Source organism: Pseudothauera rhizosphaerae (genome assembly GCF_004801305.1).
Lineage (GTDB): Bacteria > Pseudomonadota > Gammaproteobacteria > Burkholderiales > Rhodocyclaceae > Pseudothauera > Pseudothauera rhizosphaerae.
In genome coordinates, this window is sequence record NZ_SSOD01000013.1 from 39553 (window position 1) to 55926 (window position 16374).

At 70.4% G+C, this 16374-nt stretch carries 19 protein-coding genes; 16 read left to right on the forward strand and 3 right to left on the reverse strand.

Features of this window, described 5'->3' with window-relative positions; translation table 11 throughout:
* The first annotated feature begins 1 nt into the window (after position 1).
* From nifN to E6O51_RS15360, 8 genes are all read left to right on the forward strand, one after another.
* Positions 2–1393, forward strand: coding sequence for a nitrogenase iron-molybdenum cofactor biosynthesis protein NifN (gene nifN / locus E6O51_RS15325; RefSeq protein ID WP_136385877.1), 1392 nt, complete (start codon positions 2–4; stop codon positions 1391–1393).
* A 16-nt stretch (positions 1394–1409) separates the two neighbouring features.
* Positions 1410–1841, forward strand: a complete 432-nt coding sequence (locus E6O51_RS15330) for a NifB/NifX family molybdenum-iron cluster-binding protein (protein WP_230976808.1) — start codon at positions 1410–1412, stop codon at positions 1839–1841.
* Positions 1838–2290, forward strand: a complete 453-nt coding sequence (locus tag E6O51_RS15335) for a SoxR reducing system RseC family protein (RefSeq protein ID WP_136385879.1) — start codon at positions 1838–1840, stop codon at positions 2288–2290. Before E6O51_RS15330 ends, E6O51_RS15335 begins: the two co-directional genes overlap by 4 nt.
* Positions 2287–2760 carry a NifX-associated nitrogen fixation protein gene (locus E6O51_RS15340; protein ID WP_136385880.1) on the forward strand — a complete coding sequence of 158 codons (474 nt, stop codon included), beginning with the start codon at positions 2287–2289 and terminating at the stop codon, positions 2758–2760. Before E6O51_RS15335 ends, E6O51_RS15340 begins: the two co-directional genes overlap by 4 nt.
* Positions 2761–2771: 11 nt before the next feature.
* Positions 2772–2984: a CCE_0567 family metalloprotein gene (locus E6O51_RS15345; RefSeq protein ID WP_136385881.1), complete on the forward strand. Its 213-nt coding sequence runs from the start codon at positions 2772–2774 to the stop codon at positions 2982–2984.
* A gap of 44 nt (positions 2985–3028) precedes the next feature.
* Positions 3029–3562 carry a flavodoxin gene (locus E6O51_RS15350; protein ID WP_136385882.1) on the forward strand — a complete coding sequence of 178 codons (534 nt, stop codon included), beginning with the start codon at positions 3029–3031 and terminating at the stop codon, positions 3560–3562.
* Between the two features lie 76 nt (positions 3563–3638).
* Positions 3639–4025, forward strand: coding sequence for a hypothetical protein (locus E6O51_RS15355; protein ID WP_136385883.1), 387 nt, complete (start codon positions 3639–3641; stop codon positions 4023–4025).
* Between the two features lie 101 nt (positions 4026–4126).
* Positions 4127–4684: a mechanosensitive ion channel domain-containing protein gene (locus tag E6O51_RS15360; RefSeq protein ID WP_136385884.1), complete on the forward strand. Its 558-nt coding sequence runs from the start codon at positions 4127–4129 to the stop codon at positions 4682–4684.
* A gap of 18 nt (positions 4685–4702) precedes the next feature.
* On the opposite strand, the gene E6O51_RS15365 is transcribed toward E6O51_RS15360, so the two are convergent.
* Positions 4703–5833: an ABC transporter substrate-binding protein gene (locus tag E6O51_RS15365; protein WP_168735296.1), complete on the reverse strand. Its 1131-nt coding sequence runs from the start codon at positions 5831–5833 to the stop codon at positions 4703–4705.
* Positions 5834–6159: 326 nt separating this feature from the next.
* Between E6O51_RS15365 and E6O51_RS15370 the strand changes: the two genes are divergently transcribed.
* From E6O51_RS15370 to nifM, 8 genes are all read left to right on the forward strand, one after another.
* The gene (locus E6O51_RS15370) at positions 6160–6483 is read left to right on the forward strand and encodes a HesB/IscA family protein (protein ID WP_136385886.1); all 324 of its coding nucleotides are present in this window, start codon (positions 6160–6162) and stop codon (positions 6481–6483) included.
* 16 nt (positions 6484–6499) lie between these two features.
* On the forward strand, positions 6500–7387 hold the full coding sequence (nifU, locus tag E6O51_RS15375; RefSeq protein ID WP_136385887.1) for a Fe-S cluster assembly protein NifU: 888 nt from the start codon (positions 6500–6502) through the stop codon (positions 7385–7387).
* Positions 7388–7486: 99 nt separating this feature from the next.
* Positions 7487–8713 carry a cysteine desulfurase NifS gene (nifS, locus tag E6O51_RS15380; RefSeq protein WP_211091430.1) on the forward strand — a complete coding sequence of 409 codons (1227 nt, stop codon included), beginning with the start codon at positions 7487–7489 and terminating at the stop codon, positions 8711–8713.
* 17 nt (positions 8714–8730) lie between these two features.
* A complete protein-coding gene (gene cysE / locus E6O51_RS15385) occupies positions 8731–9540 on the forward strand; it encodes a serine O-acetyltransferase (RefSeq protein ID WP_136385888.1) in 810 nt (269 codons plus the stop codon).
* Positions 9540–10067 (forward strand): hypothetical protein, encoded by a 528-nt coding sequence (locus tag E6O51_RS15390; protein ID WP_136385889.1) that lies wholly within the window; start codon positions 9540–9542, stop codon positions 10065–10067. The genes cysE and E6O51_RS15390 overlap by 1 nt, the downstream gene beginning before the upstream one ends.
* Before the next feature lie 23 nt (positions 10068–10090).
* Entirely contained in the window at positions 10091–10408 is a 318-nt protein-coding gene (nifW, locus tag E6O51_RS15395; protein ID WP_136385890.1) for a nitrogenase-stabilizing/protective protein NifW, read from the forward strand.
* Between the two features lie 25 nt (positions 10409–10433).
* Positions 10434–10898 (forward strand): nitrogen fixation protein NifZ, encoded by a 465-nt coding sequence (locus E6O51_RS15400; RefSeq protein WP_136385891.1) that lies wholly within the window; start codon positions 10434–10436, stop codon positions 10896–10898.
* Positions 10895–11737: a nitrogen fixation protein NifM gene (gene nifM, locus E6O51_RS15405; RefSeq protein WP_136385892.1), complete on the forward strand. Its 843-nt coding sequence runs from the start codon at positions 10895–10897 to the stop codon at positions 11735–11737. Before E6O51_RS15400 ends, nifM begins: the two co-directional genes overlap by 4 nt.
* A 1-nt stretch (position 11738) precedes the next feature.
* On the opposite strand, the gene E6O51_RS15410 is transcribed toward nifM, so the two are convergent.
* Both E6O51_RS15410 and recC read right to left on the reverse strand, forming a co-directional pair.
* Entirely contained in the window at positions 11739–12872 is a 1134-nt protein-coding gene (locus E6O51_RS15410; RefSeq protein ID WP_136385893.1) for an ABC transporter substrate-binding protein, read from the reverse strand.
* Between the two features lie 89 nt (positions 12873–12961).
* Entirely contained in the window at positions 12962–16357 is a 3396-nt protein-coding gene (recC, locus tag E6O51_RS15415; protein WP_136385894.1) for an exodeoxyribonuclease V subunit gamma, read from the reverse strand.
* Positions 16358–16374: the final 17 nt, after the last annotated feature.

The window sequence follows — 16374 nt, forward strand, 5'->3', positions numbered from 1 at the left end:
CATGGCCGAGATCGTCCGCCACCCCAAGGCCCTCGCGGTCAACCCGCTCAAGTCCTCCGCACCCGCGGGCGCGGCGCTGGCCTGCCTGGGCATCAACCGGGGCATGCCGCTGTTCCACGGCTCGCAGGGCTGCACGGCCTTCGCCAAGGTGTTCTTCGTGCGCCACTTCCGCGAGCCCATCCCGCTGCAGACCACGGCCATGGACCAGGTGGCCACGGTCATGAGCGCGGACGAGAACGTGGTCCAGGCGCTCGCCACCGTGTGCGGCAAGAGCAAGCCGGCCCTGGTGACCCTGGCCACCACCGCCCTGGCCGAGACCCAGGGCACGGACATCGCCCGCCTGCTCAAGGAATTCCGCGCCCAGCACCCGGAGTTCGACCACATCCCCGTGGCCGCGGTGAATACGCCGGACTTCACCGGCTGTCTGGAAAGCGGCTATGCCGCCGCAGTGAAGGGCATCCTGGACGCCGCCGTGCCGGAGACCCGCCACGCGGGCAAGCGCAAGAAGCAGGTGAACCTGCTGCTGGGCAGCCACCTCACCTCCGGCGACGTGGAAGCGATCAAGGACTGGGTGGAAGCCTTCGGCCTGCGCCCGCTGGCGGTGCCGGACCTGGCCGATTCCCTGGACGGCCACCTGATTTCCGAAGATTTCCTGCCCGTGACCCTGGGCGGCACCCCGGTGGGCGAACTCGCCACCCTGGGCGAAGCGGCCGCCACCATCGTCTTGGGGCGCTCGCTGCACCCCGCCGCCGACCTGCTCGCCGAGCGCACCGGCGTACCCGACTGGCGCTTCGACGGCCTCATGGGCCTGGACGCCTGCGACCGCTTCACCGCGCTGCTGGCCGAATTGTCCGGGCAGAAGGTGCCCGAAAAGATCGAGCGCCAGCGCGCCCAGTTGCAGGACACCATGGTGGATACCCACTTCATGACCGGCCTGCGCCGGGTGGGCATCGCCGCCGATCCCGACCTGCTGCACCAGCTCGCGACCTGGCTCGCGGGCATGGGCAGCGAAATCGTCGCCGCCGTGGCCCCCGCCAAGAGCGCGGTGCTGGCCGACGTGCCCGCTGCCAGCGTGCATGTGGGCGACCTGGAAGACCTGGAAGACCTGGCCCGCGCCGGCGCCGCCGAGCTGGTGCTGGGCAGTTCCCACGCCGCCGCCACCGCCGAGCGCCTGGGCGTGCCCCTGCTGCGCGCCGGCATGCCGCAATACGACTACATCGGCGGCCACTGTAAGACCTGGGTGGGCTACCGGGGCACCCGGCAGGCCCTGTTCGATCTGGCCAATCTGGTGGTGCACAACCATGAGCACATCGCCCCATACCGCGCGCGCCTTCTCGTGCGTGACGACCGCGAAGCCTCGCAGCCGCAGGCTGCGGCTGGTGGCCGGCACTGACGGCACGGACCGCGCCATGGACAGCGTACGCATCGCCTTCGCCAGCACCGACCGCAGCACGGTGAACCAGCACTTCGGCGCGGCCGAGGCCTTCGCCATCTTCGAGGTCGGCGCGGAATCCTCCCAACTGGTGGAGGTGTGCGAGTTCATCGACACCGCCTCCCAGGACGGCAACGACAACAAGCTGCCCGGCAAGATCGCCACGCTGGCCGGCTGCGCCGCGGTGTACTGCCTGGCGGCAGGGGCCTCGGCGGTCAAGCAGTTGCTCGCCGCCGGCGTGCAGCCGATCCGGGTGGAGGAAGGCTCCTCCATCGACGCGCTGATCGCCGACATCCAGGCCGAACTCGTTTCCGGCCCCTCCGGCTGGCTCGCCAAGGCCTTGAAGAGCAGGGCGCCGGTGGACGACGCCCGCTTCGACGAGATGGAAGCGGAGGGCTGGCAGGAATGAGCGCCGCACCCATGATCGCGCGCAGCGGGCGCATCGTGCAGGTGGGCGAGGACCGCCTCACCGTGCGCTTCGAGCGCCCGTCCGCCTGCGGCTCCTGCCGTTCCGCCAACGTCTGTGCCGGCAACACCCCGGCCAACGAACTGGTGCTGGCGCGCCCGCCCGGCCGCGACTACCGCACCGGCGACACGGTGCAGGTAGGCGTGGCCGAGGACGCCGCGCTGCGCGCCACGGCCGCCGCCTACCTGGTGCCGCTGGCCGGCTTCGTGCTCGCCATGCTGGCCGCCGCCGCCTTCGGCCTGCCGGACGGGGCGGTGCTCGCCGCCAGCCTCGCCGGCCTCGGTGCCGGCCTGCTCGCGCTGCGCCGCATCGCCCGCCGCCCCGCACTCCAGCTTCAGCCCGCCCTGCTCGACGCAGGCGAACCCCACCTTCACGAGGAGATCCACCCATGAGCACCGCAACCGTCGTTCCCGAAATCAGCCCCGATCTGGCCGGCACCGACTTCATCAAGGAAATGTCGCGCCAGACCCGCGCCGTGGACAGCTACGGCAGCTACGACGGCTGGCCCGTCGACCGCCTGCTCGCCCCCTACATCGTCACCAAGGAACAGCGCCGCGAGATCCCCGTCATCGGCGACCCCGACGACGTGGTGCTGGCCCGCGTCAAGGCCTACCACAACGCCATCGCCGCGCTGATCGAGAAGGAATGCGGGCTGATGGCCGTGCCGCTGATCAACATCACCCACGAAGGCTTCGGCCGCGCACTGATCACCGTGGGCAAGCTGGTGGTGCTGGACCGCACCCTGCGCGACGTGCACCGCTTCGGCTTCGACAGCTATTCGAAAATGAAGGACGACTGCGACAAGCACCTGGCCGTCGCACTGGAAGTCATCGGCAAGTACCCGGAAGTCGCCGGCCTGTAAGGAGGACGATCATGACCGAGGAAGAACTCAAGGCGCTGGAGAAGGAGGTCAAGAAGCTCAAGCGCATTTCCAGCGAATGGGCCTCCCAACTGCACGACCTGGTGGAAGACCGCCTGCCCGCGGGCTACGAGGAAATCCCCACCATCGCCCAGTCCACCTACGACGCCTGCAAGGCGTGGGCGGACGCCAACAAGCGTTTCAACGAACTGAGCTCGGCCGGCTGATCCTGCCCGGCGAGTTTCCACCGACACACGAGGAACATTCATCCATGTCACGCATCGGCATCTTCTACGGCAGCAGCTCCGGGGTCACCAAGGCCGTGGCCGAAAAAATCGCGCAACGGCTCGGCGAGGATCGTTGCGACCTCTTCAGCATGGAAGAGGATTTCGTCGATTTCGACGAGATGCTGGACTACGATTACCTGCTGCTGGGCTGCTCCACCTGGGGTTCCGGCGAGGTGCAGAACGACTGGCGCGACCCGCTGCTGGATCTGGACAACGACAAGCCCGACTTCTCCGGCAAGACCATCGCGGTGTTCGGCGCCGGCGACTACGTCTCCCACGGCGAACAGTTCATCAGCGCGCTGGGCATCCTGCACGACAAGTTCAAGGCGCGCGGCGCCACGCTGGTGGGCAGCATCCCCACCGACGGCTATACGTACAAGTACTCCTTCGCCGAGCGCGACGGCAAGTTCATCGGCCTGGGCTTCGACGACGTGAATGAAGCCGACAAGACCGACGGGCGCATCGACGTCTGGCTGGCGGCGCTGGAAGAGCACCTGCCCGTCGCCGAAGAAGCCTGACCGCACCGCAGGTCGCAGGGCCGGCCCGGCGGGGTGCCAACCCGCCGGGCCGCCTCACATCCAGGACACCCGCCCCATGAACTCCATGGCCCTGATCCTCTACCACAAGCAATCCACCAGCGGCATGGTGCGCTTCGCCCGCTTCGGCGACACGGTGCTCGCCGCCCGCCTGGAGTCCATCGGCACCGACGTGCTGCCCCATCCCGGCCCGCTGCTCTCCCGCGCCGCCGACCGCCTCGGCCTGCCCGCCGGCGCCGTGCGCGTGGACGGCGAATTCCGCGCAGACATGCTCGCCCCCGGCGGCACGCTGGACGTGCGCCTGGGCGAATTCACCACCATCGACCCGCCCTTCGACGCCGTCACCGCGGCCGAGGGCCGCTTCGTCACCCTCACCGAAATCCGCGGCATCCCGGACACCGAGCGGGACGTGCTGCGGCTGGTGTACGAACACGTGCTGGGCTGACGCGCCCCCGGGCCGGCCGCGCAAGCGGCGGGCGTCCGCGGCGTGGCTTACAATGCCGTCCTCTCCCGCTGGACACGGCAGCGCATCTGCCCGCGCACCCCATGAAGTCACTGCTGCCCGAATGGGCCCACCCCTGGCTGGACCTCATCACCCTCGGCGCGCAGGTGGCGCTGATCCTGCTCTGCGCGGGGCTGCTGCACGGCCTGCTGCGGCGTCTGGTGCGCCGCCTCGCGGAGCACTACGGCCTGCCGCCGGGCATGGCGGCCATCGCCCGCCGCCTGAGCGGGATCGTGATCTACAGCGGTGCGCTGGTGCTGCTGCTGGACCGCTTCGGCGTCTCCGGCACGGTGCTATGGACCGCGTTCACGGGCTTCGCCACCGTAGCGGCGGTGGCCTTCTTCGCCGCCTGGAGCGTGCTCTCCAACATCTTCTGCGCGCTGCTGATCTTCACCACCCGCCCGTTCCGCCTGCACGACCAGGTGGAACTGCTGGAGAACGGCGAGAAGCCCGGCCTCAAGGGCGAGGTGATCGACATCAACCTGGTCTACACCACGCTGCAGGAACGCCTGCCGGACGGTTCGAACACCGTGCTGCGGCTGCCCAACAGCCTGTTCTTCCAGCGCGCGATCCGCTGCTGGCGCGACACGCCGCCGGCGTGACGCGCCCGTGTCGCCCGGCTACTGCAGCAGGCGGCCGTCGCGGCCGATGATGGTGATGTCCACGAAATCGACCCCGGTGTGGCGCGTGGGCGAGAAGTCGGCGCGGATGCCGCCCAGATCGTAGTTGCGGATGCCCTCCAGGGCATCGCGCAGCGTCGCCCGGGTGGCGTTCGGGCCGGCGCGGCGCAGGGCCTCGACGATGATCTTGCCGCCCACGTAGCCCTGCAGCAGGGTGTGGTTCATCTCGATGCCCGCCGGCACGCCGCGCGCGTAGGTTTCCTGGAACTCGCGCACCAGCGGCATGGTGCGGCTTTGCGGGTGCGGCACGATCTGGGCGATGGCGAGGCCATGCGCGGCTTCGCGGCCGAGGCGCTCCACCACCTGCGGGCCGTCGGTGGTGGACAGCACCAGCAGCATGCCGTCCCCTCCGCGCTTGCGGTATTCGGTGACGAAGGCGGTGCTGGCGGCGGTATTGGACACCATCACCACCCCCTGGGGATTGACCGCGGCGATCGCCGCGGCCGCCGCCTCGACCTTGGTGGTGTTGCGTTCGTAGGCGCCCTGCGCGGCGATCTCCAGGCCCTTGCCGCGCAGCGCGGCCTCGGCTGCGACCAGACCGTCGCGGCCGAAGGCGTCGTCCTGGAAGAACACGCCGATGCGGTTCATGCCCATGGTCGTCATCTGTTCGATCATGCGCTCGACCTCGGTGGCATAGCTCGCCCGCGCGGTGAACAGGTAGGGATGCGGGGGGTTCAGCAGCGAAGCGGCGCCGGTGCGCAAGCCCACCGCGGCGATGCCGGCCTTGTCGAGCACGCCTTCCTTGACCAGCGCCGCGATGTTGCCGGTGCCGACGATGCCGTACAGCACGATGGGATCGTCCTTGGCGATGGCCTCGCGGGCCAGCTTCACCGTGTCCTCGATGCGGTAGCCGTCGTCGCGCACCACCATGCGTATCTTCTGGCCGTGTACGCCGCCGGCCGCGTTGACGCGGTCGAAATAGAGCTGCGCGCCCGCGCGCATGTGCTCGCCGGTGGGCGCCAGCGGCCCGCTGAGCGGCGCAATCTGGGCCACCACGAAGTCCGCCGCGGCGACGGCGGGCAGAAGGACCGTACAAACGGCCATGGTCATGCGAACCAGCCATGCAGTCATGCATTTCCCCTTTTCTCGTTCCGCACTTTCGGGGCCGCCCCGGATGACGAGGTCGTGATCCGGCGGCGCCCAGTGCTTGTTCCACTCGAAGCAAGCCACGAATGCGGCGGGCATGGGCCCGCTCCCGTTCGCTCCCTCGCGGCCATCCTGCGTCCCGGCCGCGAGCGCGTTGTCGCAAATCCTACAACCATCCCGTCTCGTCCCGGACACGACAACGCACCGGACGGAATAATGCATCAAATTCAAGATGTTGTGTCATTCATCACGGTGGCACACCATTTGCAGCGGATCAGGCGAGACCCCCTTCCCCCTGGAGAGACAAGATCATGATCACCCTGACCCCCACCGCGCTGAAGGCCGTCAGCCGCTTCATCACCGGTTCCGCCGACCCCGTGGCCGGGCTGCGCATCCACGTGCAGGGCGGCGGATGTTCCGGGCTGCAGTACGGCATGAAGCTGGAAGCCGAGAAGGCCGACGACGACGTCACGCTCGAACTGGACGGCGTGACCATCCTGGTCGATCCGTTTTCCGCCCCGCTGCTCTCGGGCGTGACCGTGGACTACGTCGAATCGCTCACCGGTTCCGGCTTCAAGTTCGAAAACCCCAATGCCACGGGCGGCTGCGCCTGTGGGCAGTCCTTCTCCGCCTGACAAGGGAGACGCCGCCATGTGGGACTACTCCGAAACCGTCAAGGAACACTTCTACAACCCGCGCAACGCCGGCCCCATGGCCGACGCCAACGCCATCGGCGAGGTGGGTTCCATCTCCTGTGGCGACGCGCTGCGCCTGATGCTCAAGGTGGAGCCGGACAGCGAAAAGATCCTCGACGCCAGCTTCCAGACCTTCGGCTGCGGCTCGGCCATCGCCTCCAGCTCGGCGCTCACCGAGATGATCAAGGGCAAGACCCTGGATGAGGCGCTCAAGGTCAGCAACCAGGACATCGCCGACTTCCTCGGCGGCCTGCCGCCGGAAAAGATGCACTGCTCGGTGATGGGCCGCGAGGCGCTGCAGAGCGCCATCGCCAACTACCGCGGCGAGGAATGGGCCGACGACCACGAGGAAGGCGCACTGATCTGCAAGTGCTTCGCCGTGGACTCGGTGATGATCGAGGAGACCATCCGCGCCAACAACCTGTGCAGCGTGGAGCAGGTCACCAACTACACCAAGGCCGGCGGCGGCTGCTCGTCCTGCCACGAGGGCATCGAGGAAATCCTCGCCAAGGTCATGGCCGAACGCGGCGAGACCTTCCAGCCCGCGCCCCCGCCGGAGAAGACCCGGCCGGGCAAGCTGTCCACGCTGGAACGCATCCGCCGCATCGAACAGGTCATCGAGAAGGCCCGCCCCAACCTGCAGCGCGACCACGGCGACATCGAGCTGGTGGACGTGGAAGGCAAGACCATCTACGTGGCCATGAAGGGCGCCTGCTCCGGCTGCCAGATGGAAGCCCTGACCCTGGGCGGCGTGCAGCAGCAGATGATCGAGGCCCTGGGCGAACTGGTGAAGGTGGTGCCGGTGAAGCTCAAGACCCCGCCGCCGCTGGTGAACCCGAGCTGACCCCCGAACCGATCTCACTCGCCACGCGGCCCGCCCCACCCCGGCGGGCCGCCCGAAAACCGCCCGACCGATCCGGCCGGCGCTCCCGCGGAGAGCACCATGAGCATCCCGAATTCCCTGCCCCCGATCTACCTCGACAACAACGCCACCACGCGCTGCGCGCCCGAAGCCGTGGCCGCCATGCTGCCCTACTTCACCGAGCAGTTCGGCAACCCCTCGTCGATGCACAGCTTCGGCTCCAAGGTCGGGCACGAGGTCAAGGCGGCGCGGGCGGCCCTGCAGAAGCTGCTCGGCGCCGAGTACGACTCCGAAATCGTCTATACCGCGGGCGGCACGGAAGCGGACAACACCGCCATCCTGTCGGCGCTCAAGGCCTCGCCGGACCGCAAGGAAATCATCACCACCTCCGTGGAGCACCACGCCGTGCTGCACCTCTGTGACCAGCTCGAGAAGGACGGCTACACCATCCACCGCCTCAAGGTGGACGGCAAGGGCCGCCTGGACCTGGACGAATACCGCAAGCTGCTCACCGACAAGGTCGCCATCGTCTCGGTGATGTGGGCCAACAACGAGACCGGCACCCTGTTCCCGGTGGAGGAGATGGCGCGCCTGGCCCACGACGCCAACATCCTGTTCCACACCGATGCGGTCCAGGCCGTGGGCAAGGTGGAGCTCAACATGGCCGACTCGGCCATCGACATGCTTTCGCTCTCCGGCCACAAGCTGCACGGCCCCAAGGGCATCGGCGCCCTCTACCTGCGCCGCGGCTCGCGCTTCCGCCCGCTGCTGCGCGGCGGCGGCCAGGAACGCGGACGCCGCGCCGGCACCGAGAACGTGCCCGGCATCATCGGCCTCGGCGTCGCCGCCCGCCTTGCCCGCGAGCACATGGCCTACGAGAACACCCAGGTGCGCGCGCTGCGCGACAAGCTGCAGGCCGGCATCCTGGCCGCGGTGCCCAATGCCTTCGCCACCGGCGACCTGGACAACCGCCTGCCCAACACGCTCAACATCGCCTTCGAGTACGTGGAGGGCGAGGCCATCCTGATGCTGCTCAACAAGCAGGGCATCGCCGCCTCCTCCGGCTCGGCCTGCACCTCCGGCTCCCTGGAGCCCTCCCACGTGATGCGCGCCATGGGCATCCCCTACACCGCCGCCCACGGCACCATCCGCTTCTCCCTGTCGCGGGAGAACACCGAGGCCGAGATCGACCGCGTCATCGCCGCGGTGCCGCTCATCATCGCCCAGTTGCGCAAGCTCTCGCCCTACTGGGGCGAAAACGGCCCGGTCACCGACCCGGACAAGGCCTTCGCCCCCACGTATGCCTGACCACGCCTGATCCCGCCATGAAGAGCGACGCCCTGCCCATGACCGACGCCGCCGCCACCCCCGGCCTGCTGGCCCTGCTGCGCGAGGACGTGCGCTGCGTGTTCGGCCGCGACCCGGCCGCGCGCACCGCCTGGGAAGTGCTCACCACCTACCCCGGCGTGCATGCGGTCATGGCCCACCGCCTCGCCCACGCCCTGTGGCGCCGCGGCTGGCGCTACCCGGCGCGCCTGCTGGGCTTCCTCGCCCGCGTCGCGAGCAACGTGGACATCCACCCCGGCGCGCGCATCGGCCGGCGTTTCTTCATCGACCACGGCGCCGGCGTGGTGATCGGCGAGACCGCCGAGGTGGGCAACGACGTCACCCTCTACCACGGCGTCACCCTGGGCGGCACCACCTGGAACCCCGGCAAGCGCCACCCCACCCTGGGCGACCACGTGGTGGTGGGCGCCGGCGCCAAGATCCTGGGCGCCATCACCATCGGCGCGCGGGTGCGGGTGGGCGCCAACTCGGTGGTGGTCAAGAACGTGCCCGCCGACCGCACCGTGGTCGGCATCCCGGCCCGCGTGGTGCGGCGCGAGGCGCCCATCCTCACCGCGGGCGAGGAGCTCAACCTGGACCACCACCTGCTGCCCGACCCGGTGGGCCACACGCTGAACTGCCTGGTGGACCGCATCGCCATGCTGGAAAACGAACTCGCGCAACTGCGCCAGGGCACCGCCCCGGCCGCGCGCACGGCGATCCCCATCGCCGCACCGGACTGCCAGGCCCACACCGACGACGCCTGTCCCCAATGCGCCTGCCAGCCCGAGACGAGCGAGGCGCACTGATGGACCTGCTGCACTTCGATCCGGAGCCGCTGTACTTCGACGATCCGCTGCCCGAAGGCGTGCTGGCGCTGCTGGAAGCGGCCGGCGAGCGTTACGGCGAAGCGGAAGCCGAAACCCTGCTGGAGCAGGCCCACGCCGCCGCGCCGGACCATCTGATGGTGCTGGTGGCGCGCTACCGCTACTTCTTCTACCGCCACCGCCTGGCCGAAGCCGACGCGGTGGTGTGGCAGGCGGTGGCCGTCGTCGCCGCCCGCCTCGGCCTGCCGGCGGATGGCCGCGGGCTGGACGAGGAGCGCATCGCCGCCGCCGCGCAACGCTCGATGACGCTCACCCGCTTCTACCTCTCCGCGCTCAAGGCCGCCGCCTACGTGCGCCTGCGCCGCGGCGAGACCGCCGGCGCGGTGCGCCTGCTGGAAACCCTGGTGCGGGTGGACCAGGCCGACCGCCTCGGCGGCCAGGCCCTGCTCCACATCGCCCACAACCGCCAGTCGGAAGAGGCCGGCGAGCTGGCCGAACTGGACCACTGAACCCCCTTACGGAGCCAAGCATCATGGACGAGCTGACCCTGGACGAAGCCCTGGAAGAACTCTCCTCCGCCGAGGACTTCCTCGACTTCTTCGGCGTGGAGTACGACCCCAAGGTGGTGCATGTGAACCGCCTGCACATCCTGCAGCGCTACCACGACTACCTCGCCCACAACCCGGCCCCGGAGGGCGACGAGGACGCCGCCCGCGCCCACTACCGCGCCTTCCTGGAACGCGCCTACAGCGACTTCACGGTCTCGGACGCGGTCACCGAGAAGGTCTTCGCGGTGTTCCGCAAGGCCAGCGGCACCGCCTTCGTGTCCATCGATTCCATCCAGCGCTAGGGCACCGGCGACGGAAGACGCGGCCATGATCCACCAGTTCGACTACGGCGACGCCGTGCGGGTGACCCGCAACGTGCGCAACGACGGCACCTTCCCCGGCCTGGAGATCGGCGAGCTGCTGATGCGCCGCGGCAGCATCGGCACGGTGATCGAGATCGGCACCTTCCTGCAGGACCAGATCATCTACACCGTGCACTTCCTCGACGCCGGACGCATCGTCGGCTGCCGCGAGGAAGAGCTGATCGGCGCCGACGAGCCGTGGAACCCGAGCCGTTTCGAATCCCGCGAGAGGGTGCGCGCCGAACGCGACTTCGCCATCCAGGGCGAGGTGGTCACCCCGCGCGGCACCGTGGGCGAAGTGCTCAAGGTCATGCGCGACCTGCCGGGCGGCGTGCACTACCACGTCATCTTCGGCGGCCGCGTGCTGTGCGTGCCGGAAGCCTCCCTGTCCTCCCTCACTCCGGCCGAGGACGAGGAATCCCCCGCATGAACGCCCTGGCCTACTACGAGCTGCAGGCCGCCCACAGCCTGTTCGGCAAGCCGGCCGGCGCGCTGGACGAGCGCGAGACACGCAAGGTGCGCGCGGTGGCCGAACGCTATGCCGAGATCGAGGCCGCCGTGCTGGCCAGCGAGGAAGCGCGCGGCGTCTGTCTGCAGCCCGAAGCGGTGGCCGACGCGGAAGCCGAGATCCACGCCCGCTACGCGGACGACACCGCCTTCGACGGCGCGCTGGACGACGCCGGCCTGAACCGGGGAAGCCTGCACGCCGCGCTGCAGCGCAGCCTGCTGGTGGAGGCGGTGATGGCCCGCGTCGGCGCGCGCGTGGAGCCGGTGGGCGAGACCGAGGCGGAAATCTTCTACTACACCCACCTGGAGCGCTTCCGCAGTCCCGAGACGCGCACCGCGCGCCACATCCTGATCACCATCAACGACGACCTGCCGGACAGCGGCCGGGAAGCCGCCACCCGCCGCATCGGCGAGATCGCCCGCCGCCTCGCCGCCAAGCCGGAACGCTTCGCCGAGCAGGCCATGAAGCACTCCGAATGCCCCACCGCGCTCAACGGCGGCCTGCTCGGCGACGTGCCGCGCGGCCAGCTCTACCCGGAACTGGAAGCCGCCCTGTTCGCGCTGCCGGAGGGCGGGATCGGCGCGCCGGTGGAATCCGAACTGGGCTTCCACCTGCTGCTGTGCGAAAAGGTCCGCCCCGAACGCACCGTGCCCTGGACGGAAGTGGCCGACACCCTGCGCACCCGCCTCACCGAGGAGCGGGCGCGCAAGGAAACCAAGGCCTGGCTGCAGCAGTTGATGGCGGGCGCGGCAACGAGCTGAATCAGCGCATGAAGCGGCCCCCGCGGCCGACGATGGTCAGTTCGACGAAGTCCGAGCCGTTGTGGTCGCTGTCGGTGAAGTTCACCACGAAGCCGCCGAAGTCGTGGCGGCGGATCGATTCGAGCGCGTCGATCAGCGCCTTGCGGCTCAGGTTGGGGCCGGCGCGGCGCAGGCCCTCCACGAACACCTTGGCGGCCAGGAAACCCTCCATGCTGGTGAAGGAGAGCGCTTCGTGGCCGGCCGCCGTCATCGCGCTGCGGTATTCGCGCACCACCGGTTCCACGCCGGAGAAGGGATAGGGCACGACCTGGGACACCATCACCCCGTGGCCGTCTTCGCCCAGCGCGGCCGCCAGCGGACGGCTGCCGACGAAGGACACGTTGAAGAACTGGACGGGGGCGTCGTCGTTCTTCATCGCCTTGACCAGCGCGGCACAGGAGGCATAGGCGCTGATCTGGATGACCGCCGCGGGCTTGGCGGCGGCGAGGGCGCGGGCGGCCCCGGCCACGTCGGTGCTGTTGCGCTCCACCGTGGCGATGGCGGCGATCGGCAGCCCGCGCTTGGCCATGGCGCGCTCGACGCCGGCCAGGCCGGCGCGGCCGTAGGCGTCGTTCTGGTGGAAAACCGCGATCCTGGTGGTGCCGGCGGCGACCAGGTGGTCGACGATGCGCTCGGTCTCCTGGAAGTAGCTCGCGCGCACGTTGAAGACGTAGCGGTTGAACGGCTCGCGCAGCAGTTCGGCGCCGGTGAAGGGACCGATGAAGGGGACTTTCGCGTCGGTGAAGATCGGGACCGCCGCCTGGCTGGTGGGGGTGCCCACATAACCGATCAGGGCGAAGACGTTGCGCCGCTCGATCAGCTCGCGGGTGTTGGCGGCGGCCCGCTCCGGCTCGTAGCCGTCGTCCAGCGACACCAGCTCGATCTGGCGTCCATGAATGCCGCCGCCGGCGTTCACCGTGGCGAAGTAGGCGAGCAGGCCCTGGCGCATTTCGATGCCCAGTTCGCTCGCCGGGCCGCTCAATGCGGCGGACTGGCCGACGGTGACGGTGGTGGCGGTGATGCCCTGGGCGAACGCAGGGCTACAGGCGAGGGCTGCCAGAGCGAGGCCGGACAGCAGGTGGCGTAGGATTTTCATCAGTTGCGTCTCCAAATATGGCATTGCGCCTTGTATGGGTACTGCATGATTATCGAAGTACCGATCGGCATTATACCGCCATGACATTTCTATTCATCCGCCTGCCGGGTCGATGAGACCTCGCGCCCGTCTTCCAGGTATTCCCTCAGCGGCCCGAACACCGTTTCCGCCAGTGCGAAGAACGCCTCGTCCAGCGGCTGCGCCTCGCCGCGCAGCGCGAGGCGGTAGGCCGGGTCGTGCGCCTCGCCGAACTCCGCGCGCTGTCCGCCGCTCCATTTCCGCAGCGCGGCCTTGATGCTTGCCCCCTCGCTCACGTAGGCCCACGCCGATTTCGGATAGAAGTGCAGGGGCCGGACCAGCCCGGCGCGGTAGCGGGCGACCAGTTCCGCCAGCCGCGCGCGTGCTTCCTGCGGCGCCACGGGGCGCAGCACGAAGTCGCCGTCCCGCGCCACGCCGCGGGTCACGCACTCGGCCCCGGACGGCGGCCCCGCGCACAAGGCCAGATGCGCCAGCCAGGCGGCGAGGTAATCGCCGGCGCGGCTGTCGTCGTAGCGCGCGTGTACGCGCCCGCCCGTGCGCAGGTCGGCGAAGGTGGCGGCGAATTCCCAGGCTTCGCCGTCCAGTTCCAGCGCCAGCCGCAGTTCGTGTGCCGGCAGGGGTTCGCCCATGCCCGCCGCCCGCAGCCGGGCCGCGTAGTCCTGCAGCGCGGCGATCTCGGCGCGCAGCGCCTCCTCGCCGATGGCACCGGCAGGGTATTCCGCACCGGCGCGGGCGAGGGCGAACAGGGCGTCCGCGTCCGGCGGCCCGTCCTGCACCAGCACCGGCACCAGACGTGCGGCCAGCACGCGGAGGGCGGACCAGTCGGGCAGGAAGGGTTCCACGTCGGCCAGTTCCTCCTCCCCTTCCGGCAGTTCCAGGCCCAGGCGCTCCCGCAGCAGGTAGCGGCAGGGATGGCGGTAGAAGCGCCCGAGCTGCGCCAGCGACACGCTGCGCCAGGCCGCCTCCGGCGGCGGCAGCGGGGCGGTGAAGAAGGGGACGGCGGCGGATGCGTCCGCGCCGCCTTCGTCGTGCTCTTCGTCGCCGTCCTCGCCGCCTTCGCCGCTTTCGGGGGCGGCCGCGGGCGGCGCCGCATTCACCGCGCTCAGGCGGGCGGCGAGCGCGGCGGCGTACTCGTCGTGGTAGCTCGCCAGGCGGGGATCACCCGCCGCGCCGGGCACGAAGTAATCCACCGAGAAGGGCTGCAGCGGGTGTTCCACCGTCAGCCGGCGGCGCGCGGCGGCGAGCACGGCCGGCTCGGCGGGATCGGCGGCGCAGGCGGCGGCGAGCACGTCCAGCAGTTCGTCCACCAGCACCGCAGGCGGCAGTTCGGCGCCGTCGCGCACGCTGCGCCCGGTGTAGGACAGGTGCAGCACCTCGCGTGCGGCGAGCAGCAGGTCGAGGAAGAGGTTGCGGTCGTCGAGGCGGCGCTGGCGGTCGCCCTTGTGGGGGAAGGCCGCCATCAGGTCGAATTCGTCGGCGCGGTCGCTGCCGGGGAAGGCGCCCTGGTCCAGGCCGACGATGGCCACCACCTCGTAGGGCAGGCCGCGCAGCGCCGGCATGGCGGAGAAGGTGACGGAGCCGCCCGGCACGCCGCCGCGGGCGGGGTCGTCCAGGCGGGCGGCGAGCGCGGCGCGCACCACCTCCGGCGGCAGCGCCTCGCCCAGGCCGGCGGCAACCATGTCGGCCGTCAGCGCGGCAATGGCGGCACGCACCTCGCGCAGTTCGTCGGCCCAGCGCATGTCGTCGCTGACCAGGCGGTCCAGCGCGTCGTTGAGGCTGCGCCGCCAGGCGCCGGCGTCCTGCGGGCGCAGCAGCGCGTCGCGCAGGCTGCGCAGGGTGTCCACATAGCGCCACAGGCGGCCCAGGGCGAGGGCCTCGTTGCCTTCCGGCAGGCCGGCGCCGATCCGGCCGGCGAAGGGCGCGGCCACCGCGGCCTCACCCGCGGCCCACCCCAGGTAGAGGCGGTGCAGGCCCTCTTCCAGCGTCCAGGCGGCGGCATGGCCGGCTTCCCCGGCACGCAGCCCCCAGTGCATGCCGGCCCCGCGCATCCATTCATGCACGGTCTCCAGCCCATCCACGTCGAGTCCGAAGCGCGCCGCCACCGCCGGCTGCTGCAGCAGGTCGAACACCTCGCTGGCGGCAAAGCGCCCACCCATCGCCAGGGCCAGCAACCCGTCCAGCGCCTGCGCCACGGCGTTCTCCCGCGTGCCGCCCAGGCCGGTGACGCGCCACGGAATGCGGCGGGTCGCGGGCGCGGTGCCGAACACCGCCTCGATCAGCGGCGCCGTGCCTTCCAGGTCCGGCGTGAGCACCAGCACGTCCGCGGGGCGCAGCGCCGGGTCCGCATCGAACAGCCCCAGCAGGCGGTCGTGCAGCACCTCCAGCTCGCGGGTGCGGGAATGGCAGACGTGCACCTCGATGCTGCGGTCGGTTCCGGCCAATTCGATGCTGCCCGGCTCCAGCTCGGCGAGATCGAGGATGGCGTTGTGCAGGCGGGCGAGCAGATGGCCGCCGGGGTGCTCGACGAAGGCCGCCTCTTCGGCCACCTCGTGCTCGCCCTCGAACAACAGGTCGATGTGGGCCTGGGTCTGCCGCCCCCAGGCGGCCAGCAGACGGTTGCCGGTGTCCAGGAACAGGTCCGCCTGGCGCGCGGCGAGCCAGGACAGGCGGCGCGCGTCCACCACGTCGAACCAGTATTCGCGGCAGGGGTTGAGCGTATAGAGCTGCACGTCCACGACGCGGCCCAGCCCGCGCAGCAGTTCGAGGTAGAGCGGCGGCAACGCCGGCAGGCCGAACACGTGCACCCGCTGCGGCAGGCCGAGGCCGGCGAGCCGTTCCGCGTCCATTCCGTCCAGCGCGCGCAGGAAGGCCGCCGCCGGATGTTCGCGGCGCCGCGGCATGCCCGCCTGCAGCCGGCGCCACAGCTCGGCCTGCCAGGCCTCGTCGGCGCGCTGCGCGTCGTTCGCCTCACGCCCGCCGAAGGCGCTGCGCCCTTCGGACCAGGCCGCCAGCCAGCGCGGGCGGTAGGTGAGGTAGTGGTCGAACACCCGCGCAACGCGCGTCGCCAGTTCGAAGCGCATGGGCGCATCGGCTGCGGCCAGATAGCCCGCCAGGCGCGGATGCGCCGCCGTCCAGCCGCCGCCGCCTGCCTCCAGCAGGCCGTAGATGCGCCACGCGAGCAGGGCCGGCGCATAGGGCGAACGTTCCTCGATCTGCGGCACCACGCGGCCGATCTGCCGCCACAGCCACTGGGCGAGGTAGTCGAAGTGGAGATCCGCGGCCACGCCTTCGCGCTCCGCCACCGCCAGTTCGATGCGGCGGCCGATGGCGCTGCTGGGCACCACCAGCTCGCGCCGGCCGAAGGGGCCGGGGCGCTCGCCGGCGAGGCGTTCGAGCAGCAGGTCGAGCAGGGCCTCGAGGCGGTTGGAGAAGGCGACGGCGAACATGGGGGGGATGATCCCCG

Coding starts and splice junctions, on each gene's coding strand:
- nifN (WP_136385877.1), top strand. CDS start 2: ATGGCCGAGATCGTCCGCCACCCCAAGGCCCTCGCGGTCAACCCGCTC.
- E6O51_RS15330 (WP_230976808.1), top strand. CDS start 1,410: ATGGACAGCGTACGCATCGCCTTCGCCAGCACCGACCGCAGCACGGTG.
- E6O51_RS15335 (WP_136385879.1), top strand. CDS start 1,838: ATGAGCGCCGCACCCATGATCGCGCGCAGCGGGCGCATCGTGCAGGTG.
- E6O51_RS15340 (WP_136385880.1), top strand. CDS start 2,287: ATGAGCACCGCAACCGTCGTTCCCGAAATCAGCCCCGATCTGGCCGGC.
- E6O51_RS15345 (WP_136385881.1), top strand. CDS start 2,772: ATGACCGAGGAAGAACTCAAGGCGCTGGAGAAGGAGGTCAAGAAGCTC.
- E6O51_RS15350 (WP_136385882.1), top strand. CDS start 3,029: ATGTCACGCATCGGCATCTTCTACGGCAGCAGCTCCGGGGTCACCAAG.
- E6O51_RS15355 (WP_136385883.1), top strand. CDS start 3,639: ATGAACTCCATGGCCCTGATCCTCTACCACAAGCAATCCACCAGCGGC.
- E6O51_RS15360 (WP_136385884.1), top strand. CDS start 4,127: ATGAAGTCACTGCTGCCCGAATGGGCCCACCCCTGGCTGGACCTCATC.
- E6O51_RS15365 (WP_168735296.1), bottom strand. CDS start 5,833: ATGACTGCATGGCTGGTTCGCATGACCATGGCCGTTTGTACGGTCCTT.
- E6O51_RS15370 (WP_136385886.1), top strand. CDS start 6,160: ATGATCACCCTGACCCCCACCGCGCTGAAGGCCGTCAGCCGCTTCATC.
- nifU (WP_136385887.1), top strand. CDS start 6,500: ATGTGGGACTACTCCGAAACCGTCAAGGAACACTTCTACAACCCGCGC.
- nifS (WP_211091430.1), top strand. CDS start 7,487: ATGAGCATCCCGAATTCCCTGCCCCCGATCTACCTCGACAACAACGCC.
- cysE (WP_136385888.1), top strand. CDS start 8,731: ATGAAGAGCGACGCCCTGCCCATGACCGACGCCGCCGCCACCCCCGGC.
- E6O51_RS15390 (WP_136385889.1), top strand. CDS start 9,540: ATGGACCTGCTGCACTTCGATCCGGAGCCGCTGTACTTCGACGATCCG.
- nifW (WP_136385890.1), top strand. CDS start 10,091: ATGGACGAGCTGACCCTGGACGAAGCCCTGGAAGAACTCTCCTCCGCC.
- E6O51_RS15400 (WP_136385891.1), top strand. CDS start 10,434: ATGATCCACCAGTTCGACTACGGCGACGCCGTGCGGGTGACCCGCAAC.
- nifM (WP_136385892.1), top strand. CDS start 10,895: ATGAACGCCCTGGCCTACTACGAGCTGCAGGCCGCCCACAGCCTGTTC.
- E6O51_RS15410 (WP_136385893.1), bottom strand. CDS start 12,872: ATGAAAATCCTACGCCACCTGCTGTCCGGCCTCGCTCTGGCAGCCCTC.
- recC (WP_136385894.1), bottom strand. CDS start 16,357: ATGTTCGCCGTCGCCTTCTCCAACCGCCTCGAGGCCCTGCTCGACCTG.